Annotated in this window: 17 protein-coding genes and 1 tRNA gene; 9 read left to right on the top strand and 9 right to left on the bottom strand. The window is 37.9% G+C overall.

Going from position 1 to position 14,497, the window contains the following annotated elements; all coding sequences use genetic code 11:
* The first annotated feature begins 342 nt into the window (after nt 1-342).
* The 3 genes from yidA (at nt 343) to purR (ending at nt 2,553) form a co-directional block, all read left to right on the top strand.
* The gene (gene yidA / locus HMPREF3106_RS00605; protein WP_070443744.1) at nt 343-1,164 is read left to right on the top strand and encodes a sugar-phosphatase; all 822 of its coding nucleotides are present in this window, start codon (nt 343-345) and stop codon (nt 1,162-1,164) included.
* A 2-nt stretch (nt 1,165-1,166) separates the two neighbouring features.
* The gene (locus HMPREF3106_RS00600) at nt 1,167-1,511 is read left to right on the top strand and encodes an ASCH domain-containing protein (RefSeq protein ID WP_005608036.1); all 345 of its coding nucleotides are present in this window, start codon (nt 1,167-1,169) and stop codon (nt 1,509-1,511) included.
* Nucleotides 1,512-1,725: 214 nt separating this feature from the next.
* Nucleotides 1,726-2,553 carry a pur operon repressor gene (purR, locus tag HMPREF3106_RS00595; RefSeq protein ID WP_070443741.1) on the top strand — a complete coding sequence of 276 codons (828 nt, stop codon included), beginning with the start codon at nt 1,726-1,728 and terminating at the stop codon, nt 2,551-2,553.
* A gap of 82 nt (nt 2,554-2,635) precedes the next feature.
* Here purR and HMPREF3106_RS00590 read toward each other — a convergent pair whose 3' ends face one another.
* The 3 genes from HMPREF3106_RS00590 to HMPREF3106_RS00580 form a co-directional block, all read right to left on the bottom strand.
* Nucleotides 2,636-3,574 (bottom strand): AEC family transporter, encoded by a 939-nt coding sequence (locus tag HMPREF3106_RS00590; protein ID WP_168160679.1) that lies wholly within the window; start codon nt 3,572-3,574, stop codon nt 2,636-2,638.
* A gap of 107 nt (nt 3,575-3,681) precedes the next feature.
* A complete protein-coding gene (locus HMPREF3106_RS00585; protein ID WP_070443736.1) occupies nt 3,682-4,491 on the bottom strand; it encodes a metal ABC transporter permease in 810 nt (269 codons plus the stop codon).
* Entirely contained in the window at nt 4,440-5,144 is a 705-nt protein-coding gene (locus HMPREF3106_RS00580; protein WP_039849304.1) for a metal ABC transporter ATP-binding protein, read from the bottom strand. Before HMPREF3106_RS00580 ends, HMPREF3106_RS00585 begins: the two co-directional genes overlap by 52 nt.
* Before the next feature lie 161 nt (nt 5,145-5,305).
* Here HMPREF3106_RS00580 and HMPREF3106_RS00575 point away from each other — a divergent pair, with 161 nt between their 5' ends.
* The 3 genes from HMPREF3106_RS00575 (at nt 5,306) to HMPREF3106_RS00565 (ending at nt 7,006) form a co-directional block, all read left to right on the top strand.
* Nucleotides 5,306-5,662 carry a DUF1304 domain-containing protein gene (locus HMPREF3106_RS00575; RefSeq protein WP_070443734.1) on the top strand — a complete coding sequence of 119 codons (357 nt, stop codon included), beginning with the start codon at nt 5,306-5,308 and terminating at the stop codon, nt 5,660-5,662.
* 118 nt (nt 5,663-5,780) lie between these two features.
* Nucleotides 5,781-6,800, top strand: a complete 1,020-nt coding sequence (locus HMPREF3106_RS00570) for an SPFH domain-containing protein (protein ID WP_070443731.1) — start codon at nt 5,781-5,783, stop codon at nt 6,798-6,800.
* A 2-nt stretch (nt 6,801-6,802) separates the two neighbouring features.
* Nucleotides 6,803-7,006: a type II toxin-antitoxin system antitoxin gene (locus HMPREF3106_RS00565; RefSeq protein WP_005608052.1), complete on the top strand. Its 204-nt coding sequence runs from the start codon at nt 6,803-6,805 to the stop codon at nt 7,004-7,006.
* A gap of 290 nt (nt 7,007-7,296) precedes the next feature.
* Here the strand turns inward: HMPREF3106_RS00565 and HMPREF3106_RS00560 are convergent, their stop codons facing one another.
* Genes HMPREF3106_RS00560 through HMPREF3106_RS00550 form a run of 3 tightly spaced genes read right to left on the bottom strand, consistent with a single transcriptional unit; the run spans nt 7,297 to nt 10,398 of the window.
* Nucleotides 7,297-8,421: a PIN/TRAM domain-containing protein gene (locus tag HMPREF3106_RS00560; RefSeq protein WP_005608054.1), complete on the bottom strand. Its 1,125-nt coding sequence runs from the start codon at nt 8,419-8,421 to the stop codon at nt 7,297-7,299.
* Between the two features lie 15 nt (nt 8,422-8,436).
* Entirely contained in the window at nt 8,437-9,822 is a 1,386-nt protein-coding gene (gene radA / locus HMPREF3106_RS00555; protein WP_039849307.1) for a DNA repair protein RadA, read from the bottom strand.
* Between the two features lie 12 nt (nt 9,823-9,834).
* Nucleotides 9,835-10,398, bottom strand: a complete 564-nt coding sequence (locus HMPREF3106_RS00550) for a dCTP deaminase/dUTPase family protein (RefSeq protein WP_005608058.1) — start codon at nt 10,396-10,398, stop codon at nt 9,835-9,837.
* A 251-nt stretch (nt 10,399-10,649) separates the two neighbouring features.
* Between HMPREF3106_RS00550 and HMPREF3106_RS00545 the strand changes: the two genes are divergently transcribed.
* The 3 genes from HMPREF3106_RS00545 to HMPREF3106_RS09730 all read left to right on the top strand — a co-directional run bounded on the left by HMPREF3106_RS00545 (nt 10,650) and on the right by HMPREF3106_RS09730 (nt 13,117).
* The gene (locus HMPREF3106_RS00545; protein WP_070443728.1) at nt 10,650-11,753 is read left to right on the top strand and encodes an ABC transporter ATP-binding protein; all 1,104 of its coding nucleotides are present in this window, start codon (nt 10,650-10,652) and stop codon (nt 11,751-11,753) included.
* Between the two features lie 78 nt (nt 11,754-11,831).
* Nucleotides 11,832-12,512, top strand: coding sequence for an SNIPE associated domain-containing protein (locus tag HMPREF3106_RS09610; protein WP_246827481.1), 681 nt, complete (start codon nt 11,832-11,834; stop codon nt 12,510-12,512).
* A gap of 68 nt (nt 12,513-12,580) precedes the next feature.
* The gene (locus HMPREF3106_RS09730; protein WP_371327433.1) at nt 12,581-13,117 is read left to right on the top strand and encodes a GIY-YIG nuclease family protein; all 537 of its coding nucleotides are present in this window, start codon (nt 12,581-12,583) and stop codon (nt 13,115-13,117) included.
* A gap of 51 nt (nt 13,118-13,168) precedes the next feature.
* Here HMPREF3106_RS09730 and HMPREF3106_RS00535 read toward each other — a convergent pair whose 3' ends face one another.
* The 3 genes from HMPREF3106_RS00535 to rlmH form a co-directional block, all read right to left on the bottom strand.
* On the bottom strand, nt 13,169-13,507 hold the full coding sequence (locus HMPREF3106_RS00535) for a hypothetical protein (protein ID WP_070443725.1): 339 nt from the start codon (nt 13,505-13,507) through the stop codon (nt 13,169-13,171).
* Between the two features lie 108 nt (nt 13,508-13,615).
* Nucleotides 13,616-13,703, bottom strand: a tRNA-Ser gene (locus HMPREF3106_RS00530).
* A 220-nt stretch (nt 13,704-13,923) separates the two neighbouring features.
* A complete protein-coding gene (gene rlmH / locus HMPREF3106_RS00525) occupies nt 13,924-14,403 on the bottom strand; it encodes a 23S rRNA (pseudouridine(1915)-N(3))-methyltransferase RlmH (protein WP_070443723.1) in 480 nt (159 codons plus the stop codon).
* Nucleotides 14,404-14,497: the final 94 nt, after the last annotated feature.

The raw sequence follows: 14,497 nt of genomic DNA, 5'->3' as shown, positions 1-14,497 counted from the left end.
ACGAGGGCGAACGCTCAGGACTGAATCACTGGACCGGAGTAACGCAAGGGACTTGGCACAAGTCGTGCGGACTAACCTCGAAAGGCTTGAGCCTCTGCTTTTCCGAACTCAACTTCGCAGGATATAAGCATCATCTATCAATTACTTTTTATAAATAAAAAAACACAATATACCTTATAAGGTATATTGTGTTTTCCATATTTTACGGAACACTCCGAAAGTTTTACGTAATGGATTGATGTAAAAGCATTGTATTTTTGCTCAGATTCTTATTTTAAAGATATCCAATTATCCAGCTCAAAACATTACTTAACGCTATTTAACAATTTTCAAGGAGGCATTATGTCTATCAAATTAATCGCCATCGATATCGACGGCACACTGCTCAATTCAAAACGCGAAATCACACCTCGAGTAAAGGCTGCTTTAAACGCCGCAAGCGCACAAGGAGTCTATGTGGTTCTTTGTACAGGACGACCATATCCTGGTGTAGAAGGGCTGCTTCAAGAACTAGACCTTGTGAACGACCACGATTACGTTGTGACTTACAACGGAACACTTGTACAACAAACAGGTTCGAAAAAAGCACTCGTTCGCTTCTCAATGACACATGACGATTTAGAACGCGTGAACGATTATGCTACAAAATACAATGTGCACTACCACGCTATTGACGAAGAAGCGATTTTCGTTCCCACGGAAACAGTCGGTAAATACTCTATTCACGAGAGCGAACTAGTCGGCATGCCAATCGTGCACCAATTATACAAGGACATTCCAACCGATAAAGAATTCGTTAAAATCATGTTCGTGGATGAGCCTGAAGTGTTAGAAGAATTAATTCCAAATCTTTCTGACGACTTCAAGAGTAGCTACAATATTTTCCGTAGTGCCAGCTTTTACCTCGAAGTCATTCATCCTGAAGCAAGCAAAGGAAAGGCCGTGCATCATCTAGCCGATAAACTTGGCCTTACACCCGATGAAGTGATGTGTCTTGGCGACCACGAGAACGATCGTGATATGATTGAATACGCGGGTCTTGGCGTTGCGATGGGAAATGCGATTGATTCGATTAAAGAAATCGCCAACTTCGTGACAACAACCAACGATGAAGATGGCGTTGCTGTTGCCGTTGAAAAATTCGTACTAAACAAGGAGAACTAGTCATGCTGCATGAGATGACTCTTTTCCCAAAACCGTATGCTTCCATTTCCTCCGGTCAAAAAACGATTGAGCTTCGTCTGTACGATGAGAAGCGCCAATCGATTCAAATTGGTGATCAAATTCGATTTACTAATACCGAAGATGCTTCGCAAACGACACTCTGCGAAGTGGTTGGGTTGCATGTTTTTAAAAACTTCACAGAACTGTATGAAAACCTCCCGCTACTACAATGTGGGTATACTCCAGATGACGTGGACAACGCACATCCCGATGACATGTTGACTTACTATTCAAAAGAAAAACAAGCACAATACGGTGTTGTCGGCATCGAACTCAAACGCATTTAAACTGTAAAACGGACTCACGATATGAGTCCGTTTTTAATTAACTTTTAAAGTACTTCTACATTTTGATAAGATATCTTTATAAAAATAGAACGTTCGTTTTATAAAGAGGTGTTTTTTGTGCTTTTTCCCGAATGATACGGTTTTTCGAAATTGTAATTTTCGTTATTTTATGTATAATATAGAAGTAGTTCATTCAAAGAGGGAGGACGATACAATGAAATTGAAAAGAAGTGAACGTCTTATTGATATGACACAACGTCTATTAGATAATCCACATACGTTAATTTCATTAACTACATTTACAACTTTGTACCAGTCCGCAAAATCTTCTATTAGTGAAGATATTGCTATCATTAAGAAGACTTTTGAAAAACAAGGTGTTGGGATTATTCGTACAGTCCCTGGTGCTGCTGGCGGAGTGATTTTTGTACCAAAAATCAAACGTGAACAAGCATTGGCTGCTGCGGAGAAATTAAAAGAACAAATGAACGATGCAAGTCGCTTATTGCCAGGGGGATATATTTATCTTTCTGATTTACTTGCAAAACCAAATGTATTACATGATTTAGGAAAAATGATTGCATCTGCTTACGAAGATAAGAAGATTGATGCCGTTATGACCGTTGCAACAAAAGGAGTTCCTATCGCACAAACGGTAGCTAATTATTTAAACGTTCCTTTCGTCATTGTTCGTCGTGATTCAAAAATTACAGAAGGTTCTACTGTAAGTATTAACTACGTTTCCGGTTCTTCTTCTCGTGTTGAGAAAATGGAATTATCTAAACGTACACTTCCTAGTGGATCTAATGTATTAATCGTTGACGATTTCTTAAAGGCTGGTGGTACGATTAACGGAATGCGTAGCTTAATCCAAGAGTTCGATTCAACCACTGCAGGAGCGGTTGTGTTCTGTGAATCTGGAGTGTCTAATCACAATGTGTCTGATTATTCTTCTATCATCAAAATTACAGAAATTGATACCGAATCTCAAAAGATCAAAGCTGTTTTAGGAAACTTCTTTGATACTCATGAATTTTTATAAGATAAAATGAAATAAAGCGAAGAGCCTGTAAGGGTTCTTCGCTTTTTGTGTGCTTGAAAAATTATCATATATGATAATTTCGCTAAATAAAAAATAAGAATAAGGACCACAATGGCAATACCGCTAAATAGGCAATGGTTGTCATGGTCACCACATTCGTAGCAAAATCAACATCTCCTCCTGCTTCTGCCGCTAAAATCGGCATAATCACCAGCGTTGGAATAGTCGACTGAATAATAAAGGTTTCTTTTAATAAGGGATTATCCGCTCCTCCAAAAAGTAACACCAATACCATTATGATTGGGAAAATAACAAAACGTCCAGCTAGAGCAAGTACTGTATCGCGGTCTACCTTGAGTGTTCCCAGGCCACTTTGCTTAAGATTAATCCCAATATACATTAGTGACAATGGCGTCACTAAACTTCCCACTATACTAATGGAATTCTGGGCAAAGATTGGAACTGGAATTCCAAGTGCCACAACTACTAATGCCACTAAGAACGCAATGAGTGGTGGTGAACAGAGGGCCTTCCACTGGATTCCTTTGTTTTTATTTCCACCAGGACGGTCAGTGGCTACAACATACGTTCCCACCGTAAAAATCGACAATGTATTTATCACGTAGTAGACCAAGAAGTATGGCATCGCCTCTTCTCCAAAAAGGGAGAGATTGAGCGGTAGCCCCATAAAGACCGTATTCGCATTAACGAATGTATTGAGCATAATCCCGCGTCGCCCGACTGGAACTTTAAATAATACAACAGCGCCCCATGCCACGATGTATCCTAGAATCACAGCAATCAACGGATAAAGGCTCGCTCCAAAGAAACTCACGAGTTGTTCTTTTGTAATAAATTTTAATACTGAAACAAAGATGGACGCTGGCAAAGCAATTTTCAAAATCAAATCGGCAATGCTTTTACTGAATCCTTCCTGAAACCACCCCTTGGCCTGTAAGAGATAGCCGAGCGTGATGACCGCTAGTATCGTCACCAGACTCGATAACGCCTGTATAATCACATACTTGTCCTCCAAATAATCTTATGACAGTTACTATACGCTCTCCTAGCCATTTCGTCAAACTGAGTCACAAAAAAAGCCTACCAAACGAATGGTAAGCTTTGTTATTATGCTTTTTTGCGAAAGGCACTCAGGATAAATGAGATGAATAAAATGACAAGGAATACACATGTAATCGCAGCTCCTGGAGGTGCTTCGTAAATATAGGAAGCTGACAGGCCTGTAAAGAAACCAATCAGACTAATGATAATTCCGCCAATAATCACTCCATTAAACTTACTGCTTACTCGAAGCGCGATTGACGCTGGTAATACGATAACGGCCGATACTAAAAGTGACCCTGCGATTGGCATCATCACAGCAATCACAACACCTGTGATAATCGTAAAGAGATTCGTCATCAATCGAACGGGCAATCCCGCGGTCATCGCAGTGTCTTCATCGAATGATAGAACATAGAGTGGTTTACGGAAAATCGCATATAAACCAACTACAACAATAGCTAGTAAAATCATAATCCACATTTGTTCATTTGTAATTGTCACAATCGAACCAAATAAAAATTGATCCACACTCATCGTTGAACGCCCTTTTTGTAAGTTCATTAAAATAAGGGCAATCGCCATTCCACCAGACATCAAAATCGCAACGGTGATTTCGGAATATCCTCTAAAATACTTTCCAATGGCTTCAATAAAAATTGCTGCAATAATGACTACAATCAGTGTGGTGAACGTCGGATTCATCCCTAGAAGAAATCCTAGCGCTACTCCGACTAAAGAAACATGCGATAAAGTATCCGCCATGAGCGACTGCCTTCTAAGAATTAAGAACAATCCAAGAATCGGCGTGATAAACGCCATCGCTATTCCTGAGATGAATGCTCTTTGCATGAAACCATAGAAAAACATCTCCATGGAGAATCCTCCTTTCGTTGCAGATGGATATGTTTATCCACGTATTGTTCAAGTGCTTCTTCCTCATGAGTCACCATTAAAATGGCTTTCCCGTGATGAGCGCAAGCATGATGTAATAGATGATAGAATCGTTCTCTAGAAGCTTTATCCATTCCGGCGGTCGGCTCATCTAAAACGAATAAATCGGGGTCTGTTGCAAAAATTCGCGCTAAACAAATGCGTTGTTTTTGTCCCCCTGATAAATCTCCGATACGCTTATGACGCTCATCCCACATTCCAACGGATTTGAGAGAACGTTCGATATGTTCGTGATCTTCTGCTGTTAATTTTTTAAACCAGCGACCTTGTTGGTATCTCCCTGAAGCCACTAATTCATAAACATTCGAAGGGAAACCTACATTAAAAGAAGAAATCTGTTGCGGAGCATACCCAATCGATAACTTCTCGCCATTACTATTTTTCTTAGCAATCACTGCTTTCCCTGTCTTTGGTGTTAGAAGGCCCAAAATATTTTTAACGAGTGTTGACTTTGCCGCCCCATTTTCCCCAGTCAAAATCACAAATTGACCCGGCTCCACTGTAAAGCTAATATCTTCAAGTACTGTCTCTTGTTCATATGAGAAAGAAAGATGTTCTACTGAAATATAACTCATGACTTTCTCCTTTCTAAATCGTAGTGATTCTTTTTTATACAAAGGATAGGATAGCATATTGAGCGCACTCCGTCAATGTTTCGCTCTTCCTAGGCTTATCATTCGCTTCTGTCAAAAAAAGAGTTATACACTAGTCTGCTTATTAAAAAGGAGGCAGAAAGATGTCTATTATTATTACTATTTTAACCGCTCTCGTTGCGCTAGAATTCGTCTATATTTTCTACTTGGAAACACTCCAAACGACTTCAGAAGCCACAAGCCGCGTCTTCAATATGAGTGTTGAAACGTTGAAGAATGCTAATATTACGACGCTCTTCAAAAATCAAGGAGTCTATAACTTGATGATTTCCGTAGGATTAGTCTTTGGATTAATCATTGGTTCTAGAGAAGTTGTCGGATTTCTACTCTTCAATATCATTGTCGTAGCAGTATACGGTGGACTGACAAGCCAAATGAGCATCATCTGGAAACAAGGCGGACTAGCAATTATAACGTTCCTCTTACTACTTATTTTATAGTTAGAATTCCATCTCTTAGAATTATTGGTAAATTTTACCAATAATTCTTTTTTTGTATTGAATTTTAGATTTCTTGGTGATATCATTTAGATATCAAATAGACAAAGGAGTCTTTTTTATGAACGAAAAAATTTTAAAAACAAAGTCTAACGGTTTTTCCGCATTATTTTTCATTGTTCTAATGATAATTGTTGCGATTGCAAGCTTTATTTCTTCCATCGCTTTTTTGAAGAATGAAGCATTAGCTGTCGTCGGCGTTCTTTTTAGTATCTTTTTATTTATTGGATCGATCATTTCATTTGGCGGTCTGAAAGTTGTAAAACCGCAAGAGGCCATTGTTTTGACTCTTTTTGGGGATTACACAGGAACGATTAAAGAGCCTGGATTCTATTTTGTAAATCCTTTTAGCGTGGCAGTGAATCCTGCTTCTAAAACGAAACTTGGACAAAGCGGCGATGTCGATCGTCAAAATACATCAATCTCGATTAATAACTCAGGAATTGAAGCCAACTTAGATGCCTTTAAAAAACATATTTCCTTAAAAATCATGACCTTAAATAATTCTCGTCAAAAAATTAATGATTGCTTAGGAAATCCTGTAGAAATCGGAATTGCCGTAACTTGGAAAGTGGTTGATACAGCTAAAGCGGTTTTCAATGTAGATAACTATAAAGAATACTTATCGCTGCAATGTGACAGCGCCCTTCGTAATATCGTACGCATCTATCCATATGATGTCGCTCCAAATGTCGACACTACAGGTGATGGGATTGCCGACGAAGGTAGCTTACGTGGTTCTAGTGAAATCGTTGCAAAACGGATTCGTGATGAAATTCAAGCACGTGTAGAAAATGCAGGACTTGAAATTATCGAAGCACGTATTACTTATTTAGCATATGCTCCAGAAATCGCTGCGGTAATGCTTCAACGTCAACAAGCTTCAGCAATTATTGACGCTAGAATGATGATTGTAGACGGTGCTGTTGGAATGGTTGAAATGGCGTTAGAACGCTTAAACGAAGGGGGCCTCGTAGAACTAGATGAAGAACGTAAAGCTGCGATGGTCTCAAACTTACTAGTTGTTCTTTGCGGCAATCATGATGCTCAACCAATCGTTAATACAGGAAGCCTATACTAACGATGGCTGATTTAAAGAAAAAACAAATTCCATTACGACTGTCTTCTAAATTATATGCTGCTATCGCATCATGGGCAGAAGATGATTTTAGATCAGTCAATGGACAAATCGAATACTTATTAACGGAATGTGTGAAACAACGCAAAAAAGATGGCAAATACGTCTCTGAAACCATTGACGAACCATTTGAAATCGATATTGAATAACAAAAAGGATGGACGAAATTCGTCCATCCTTTTTCTATTTATGCAAATTGTCAGCAGTCGTTGCTTCCTAACATACAAAAAAACTTTAAGCACTATGATTACAAAGAATCATGCGGATTTTATAATAGCAGTAATGGGGAATAGCATTAAATGCGAAAAAGCTGGAGTTAGGAATTGATTCCTTACTCCAGCTTTGAGGCTTTAAAGGTGAGAGACTTCGGCTCGAACCGGTGCCCCATTACAGCGATTATAAACAAATCCGCAAGGATTTGAAGTAATCATTTTGCACTTTATTGTTTAATTTTCTTTTGGCTATGCAGTGGTTTAGCGAAAATCATACGACCTGCTGCAGTTTGAAGCGCGCTCGTTACGACCACTTCAATCTCTTCGTTCATATAATATTGACCGTCTTCCACAACAATCATCGTTCCATCATCCAAGTACGCAACCCCTTGCTGACGCTCCGTTCCTTGTTTCACAACGGTAGTCTTCAACGTTTCACCCGGAATCACAACTGGTTTAATGGCTTGGGCTAAAGCATTGATATTAAATACTGGAACATTTTGGAACTCACTTACTTTGTTCAAGTTAAAATCATTGGTGATAATAATTCCATCAATGGATTTGGCCAATCGAATCAATTTGCGATCGACTTCATTGATATCATCATAATCCCCTTCGTAAATTTCTACTTGAATATGCTCTTCTTTTTGAAGGGCGTTTAAGATATCTAAACCTCGACGACCTCTTACTCGTTTTAAGCTATCCGCACTATCCGCAATGTATTGAAGCTCGTTCAATACGAATACCGGAATCACTAGTACCCCTTCTATAAAGCCTGTTTTAGCAATATCGTAAATACGACCATCAATAATAACACTCGTATCAAGCAGTTTATATTTTCTAAAATTATCTCCTGCTTTACGCTCTAACACTGGAGAATCTTCTGTTTTTTTCTTATTGACTGTGAAGACTCTTAAAATATCCTCACGACGAGTGGTTCCTACGTAAAATCCAAGATAACCAAAGATAATGCTAAGCGCAATCGGCAGCGCTTGAGTAATTGCAGGAATTTGCAAATTAGTAAACGGAAGGCCAACTAGCCAAGCCACTAATAGTCCAATCAGCGCTCCTATCATCCCGAAGAGTAAATAACTTACTGATAGTTGACTCACAATTTTTTCAAGTCTACGAATTCCCGCTAAAATTGGATCAGCAACGAAAAATGAAATACAGAATAAAATAATTGCACCTAATAAAATATTCGTTACTTGAGATGTTAGCCATTCATTTGAAATATTGAACGTTTGCCATAGACTTGGAAAGTACGTCGCTCCTAAAGATCCTCCGAGCAATACGAAAATGAATTGTAATAATTTTCTTCCGTATGCTCGAAATTTTTTGGGTTGTTCCATCCAATCCTCTCCTTTCTATTTTTCATGATTGAAGGCTTTATAAATAGCCTCTTTGACAGAAGATACACCGACAACTTCGATATTTTCAGGAATTTTCCATCCATCTAAGTTGTTTTTTGGAATGAAGACACGCTTGAATCCGAGTTTTTCTGCTTCACGGACACGGTCATAGACACGGTTTACTTTTCGAATTTCACCTGTCAAGCCAATTTCGCCGATAAAGCAATCCCCCATCTGCGTTTCTTTTTCCTTATAGCTTGAAACGATACTCATCGCAATCGCTAAATCGACTGCAGGTTCGCCCAGTTTCAAACCACCAGTTGATTTAAAGTAAGCATCTTGGTTTTGCAATAGAAGACCTGCACGTTTCTCAAGTACCGCCATCAAGAGCGCAACACGATTATAGTCTAGACCACTTGTCGTACGGCGTGCATTTCCAAAGGCTGTTGGGGACAATAGACATTGCACCTCGGTTAAAATTGGTCGTGTCCCTTCAAGAGACACGACAATTGCGGAACCAGTTGCGCCAGCCAAACGTTCTTCTAAAAAGACTTCCGAAGGATTGGTTACTTCATTCAGCCCTTCTTGATGCATTTCGAAGACCCCAATCTCGTTCGTTGACCCAAAACGGTTTTTCACAGAGCGAAGCACTCGGAAACTATGATGCTTATCCCCTTCAAAATAAAGAACGGTGTCCACCATATGTTCCAACATACGAGGACCTGCCAACGCTCCCTCTTTTGTCACGTGACCCACAATAAAGATGGCGATCTGATTGAGTTTCGCAAGTCGCATGAGTGTTGCCGTTGCCTCACGAACATGAGACACGCTTCCGGCTACCCCGTTTGCCTGTGGATGTGTCATCGTTTGAATCGAATCGATAATGACATAGTCCGGCTTCAACGCTTCTACTTGCGCAACGATATCTTCTAAGTTTGTCTCCGCATAAATATAAAATCCGTCTGCTTGCATCCCAAGACGCTCTGCACGCATTTTAATTTGAGACGCACTTTCCTCTCCGGATACATAGAGAACGGTCCCTTGTGTTTGTTGTAATTCACTAGAAACTTGTAATAATAAAGTCGATTTTCCAATCCCAGGGTCCCCACCGATTAATACTAAGGAGCCTGGCACCACGCCACCACCAAGCACACGGTCGAGTTCGCTAATGGATGTTTTTACACGGTTGACGCGTTCATAAGAAACCTGGTCCAGTCGCATCGGTTTTGTTTTATGGGCTTCTTCTGACTGTTGGACTAAAGAAGGTCGTTTCGTGTTACTCGTCGTTTCCTTAAACTCTTCCATTGTGGACCAATTTCCACAGTTTGGACATTTTCCTAAATATTTTGGTGAATTATATCCACATTCTCTACATACAAAACTTGTGGCTGTTTTTGCCATATTGGCTCCTTTCTAACGAACGCCAGAAGAACCAAAACCGCCTGTACGTTCATTCATATCATTTTCTTCGTCCGTATCTGCTTTTAAGAATGGTAAGAAAATACCTTGGCCAATACGGTCGCCTTTTTTAATTTCTTTATCGAATAATCCAAAGTTGATTAATTGGAAGTAAATATGTCCTTCGTTATCTGGATTATTATAATAGTCGCTATCAACAACTCCAATTCCGTTTGGTAATACTAAAAAGTGTTTAAGTGGATTACTTGAACGGTTCGCAAGTTGTAAATATTCATCTTCTTGCATATAAGATTTAATTCCTGTTGGAACAAGAATCGGTTTTAATACTTTTTGTTCTTTTTGTAATTCTGCCTCAACCGTTTCTTTATCGGTTGTATAAATCCATTGTTTTAATTGAGTAGCAGCAAATTTAAAGATCATTTTCCAAATACTTGGTAACACAATATCTTCTGCCGCTTCAAAATCATAACCTGCCGAATGTTTTGTAGAACGTTTAGGAACATTAATTCCTTTCCCTTCATAAGCAGATATAACTTCAAATCCACGTTTTCTTTCCATTTCATCACCTTTTCATTTAAAGTTTCTACCTCTTATCATAACAAAGTTTTGGAAAGCTTGCACTCGTGTTCACTCTTTTTTTGAAAATCCTTACATTCTTTATCTTAAGATACGGTAAAAAGAATCCTTCATACACCATTTTTCGGCAATATGCACAAAATTTAGGATACTTTTTGTGCAATGTACCCTATCACTTTTCTACTAAAAATCGTAAACTAATAGTGTTAAAACAATGACAGGGGGAAATCCTAATGGTAGAAATGCAATTAAACCATATTCACAAAAAATATGACAACGCGGAAAACTATTCCGTAACAGACTTTAACTTACACATCAAAGATCGCGAATTCATCGTATTCGTAGGACCTTCTGGATGCGGTAAATCAACTACACTTCGTATGATTGCTGGTCTAGAAGATATTTCTGAAGGGGAATTAAAAATCGGCGACGTTGTGATGAACGACGTAGCTCCAAAAGATCGTGATATCGCGATGGTATTCCAAAACTATGCCCTATATCCTCACATGAGCGTATATGATAACATGGCATTCGGTTTGAAATTACGTAAATACGACAAAGCTGAAATTGACAAACGTGTTAAAAACGCTGCTGAAATCTTAGGCTTAGCGCAATACTTAGAACGTAAACCAGCTGCTTTATCTGGTGGTCAACGTCAACGTGTGGCTTTAGGACGTGCGATCGTTCGTGATGCGAAAGTATTCTTAATGGACGAACCTCTTTCTAACTTAGATGCTAAATTACGTGTTGCGATGCGTGCTGAAATTGCAAAATTACACCGTCGTTTAGAAACAACAACTATTTACGTAACACACGACCAAACAGAAGCGATGACAATGGCGGACCGTATCGTTATCATGAAAGACGGTTTCGTACAACAAATCGGTACTCCACAAGAAGTGTACAACACACCTAACAATGTATTCGTAGCTGGATTCATCGGATCACCAGCAATGAACTTCTTCACTGTCACATTAAAAGACGGCGTGATTACAAACGGTAAAGGTTTATCATTACAATTACCAGAAGCGAAGAAAAAACTTCTTGAAGAAAAAGGATATGAAGGAAAAGAACTTATCTTCGGTATCCGCCCAGAAGATATCAAAGGGGCTCAAATCGCTATCGATACTTATCCTTCATCTTCAGTAAAAGCAGAAGTTGTTGTATCAGAATTACTTGGTGCAGAAACAATGCTTTACACTCGTGTTGATGATACTGAATTCGTATCTAAAGTGGATGCACGTGACTTCCACAACCCAGGCGAAACAGTTGAATTAGCATTCGACTTAAACAAATCTCACTTCTTCGACAAAGAAACAGAACAAGTGATTCGCTAAGAGTCGTTACTTAACAACATTTGCCGGAACGAAATTTCGTTCCGGTTTTTTATTATAAAATTGGGGAAGGTGTTTAGTATGGGGTTTTTAGATATTTTTAGAATATCAGAGATAAAAAAAGAAAATGAAGAACTTAATGGGAAAGTTCAAAATATGGAGAAAATACTCGAAGAAACGAAGTCACTAACAATTGCAGAAATTAATGACTATATCGCTAAAAAAGAGAAAGAAAAAAAGGAAATTAACGTAGAAGTCATTAAATATAAATCTCAATTAGATGGGGTTATTCGAGAAATCAGTAATAAACGTAAAGAATTAGTTGACGTCGAAGATGAGATTGAACTTCAACAGTTTGCACTGTATAAACCAAAATATGATTTTGCTACATCTCTACAATACAAAGATGAATTAGATAAAATTCGTCAGCAACAAAAAAATATGATAAAAAACAAATCCGCTGTAAAATATTCTGATTTATGGCGTGTTGATGGAAGTTTATCAAAAGGTCGTCAAATGACCAATGGAAATATCAAAGTTATACTAAGATGTTTTAATGCTGAATGTGAAGCTGCCATTAATAAAATTAAATATAATAATATTGATTCAATTGAAAATAAAATAGCTACATCATTTAGAATTTTGAATCAAGCGTTCAAACCAAACTTAGTATCTATTCGCGAAGAATTTCTAAATTTGAAATATCAGGAATTGTATTTAGGATATGAATTTGAAAGAAAGCTGAAGAAAAAGAAGCTTTAAGAGAGCAACGAGAAAAAGAACGTGAAGAAAAAGCTCTACAAAAGGAAGTAGAAAACAAGAAGAAAAAGATTAATAAAGAAATTACTCATTTACAAAAATTAGTCGAAGAATTAAATCTAAGATTAGCTGAAACTAAAGATGAAAATGAGAAGAATGATATTCTAGCTCAACTTACGGCGGCTAATCAAAATATTAAAGACTATACAGATGAAGAGAAAGAACTTGATTATCGCCTAGAAAATTTAGGAGCTGGTTATGTTTATATAATTTCCAATATCGGTGCATTTGGAAAAGATATATTTAAAATTGGCGTTACTAGACGGCTAGATCCACTAGAGCGAATTAACGAATTGAGTAGTGCTTCAGTTCCTTTTAAATTTGATGTTCATGCCTTAATTTTCAGCTATAATGCCTATCAACTAGAAACTGAATTGCACAACAAATTTAGCAAAAACCGCGTGAATAAAGTTAATAACCGAAAAGAATTCTTTAAGGTTTCAATTGATGATTTAGAGAAAGAGCTAATGAAATATAAAGATTTAACGATTGAGTTTACGAAAACTCCAGATGCAGAAGAATATAACGAATCTCTAAAAATAAAATAAACAATAGCCAGGACAAATTATATGTCCTGGCTTTTAAAATACTACATAAATTTATTCTTCTACTTCTTGAAACTCACAGTCAAAGCGATAGGCAAAGAATTTCTCAATCACCGATTTGATTTCATCATCACTCAGATTTTGAATAATACTATCAAAATCAATCGCTTCTAATTCTTCCTCAGTAAGCTTTTGATAAGGCGGTAACTCGGAGTACTGTCTTAATTCATCATAGACAATAAAGTCTCCATCAATAAATGATTCGATAAGTCCACGTCTTTGAAGAAGGTAAAACAACTCTTGGTAGCTATCCCCTGTAAAACTGTACACCGTCTTATCCGAATAAATTCCACAACAGTGCGTTTGATTTAAATTTAATTTTACTTTAGTCATCTCTTTTTCTGCCTCCAGTACTTTTTTAAAACGGATAAATCTCATCAGAAGCTACGGAACATTTACGGAACAAAACCTCTAAAAACGTTGATATATAAAGAACTTTTAAGGAGAAGAGGAGATTTGAACTCCCGCGCCGCTTTCACGACCTATCGCATTTCGAGTGCGACCCCTTCAGCCTCTTGGGTACTTCTCCATACTTTAAGTATAGTACGGATTTTTTCTTCAATCAATGCTTTTTTGCACAAAAAAACCACCGACAGCTGTCGGTGGAAAAAAGGATTAGAAATATTTATTTGGGAGGATAAATATTCTCTTTGGGAATAACTAAAGTATAGACATACCTTATGAAATAAATGTGAAAATATATTCTCTATTTTGCACTTTCTTTTTATTTTTTTTATGAGAATATTTACTTATTTATGATAAGCATGACCAGAATTAATTCGGAATGCGCGATAAATTTGCTCGGTTAGAACGAGTCTCATCAGTTGATGCGGCAAGGTAATACGGCCAAATGAAATCTTACGGTCAGCCCGTTTTTTCACAGCTGGATTAAGACCTAGAGATCCCCCAATAACAAAGACCATCGAACTCTTACCATGGAGCGCAAAGGTATCCATCTCTTTTGCGAGTTGCTCTGAACTCACCAAGTCTCCTTCAATTGCCATGGCCACAACCACGTCCCCGTCTTTAATTTTAGAAAGGATACGTTCTCCTTCTTTTTCGAGTACTTGCTCCATCTCTTTGTCGCTTAAATTCTCAGGAGCTTTCTCGTCTGGCACTTCCACTACTTGGAACTTACAGTAGCTGCCTAAGCGTTTTGCGTATTCATCAATTCCTTGTTTTAAATATTTTTCTTTTAATTTTCCAACACTCACAATCGTGATATTCATATTATCCCCTCACTTCTTCCAATATCTTACCTTTTTTTGAGGAAAAATGCTTGTTTTATCGGTTCTATAATTTTTAGGGTTGATGGAATTTTTC

The sequence above is a fragment of the Granulicatella sp. HMSC31F03 genome, assembly GCF_001807725.1.
Taxonomy (GTDB): domain Bacteria; phylum Bacillota; class Bacilli; order Lactobacillales; family Aerococcaceae; genus Granulicatella; species Granulicatella adiacens.
This window is presented reverse-complemented; position numbering and strand designations above follow the sequence as displayed.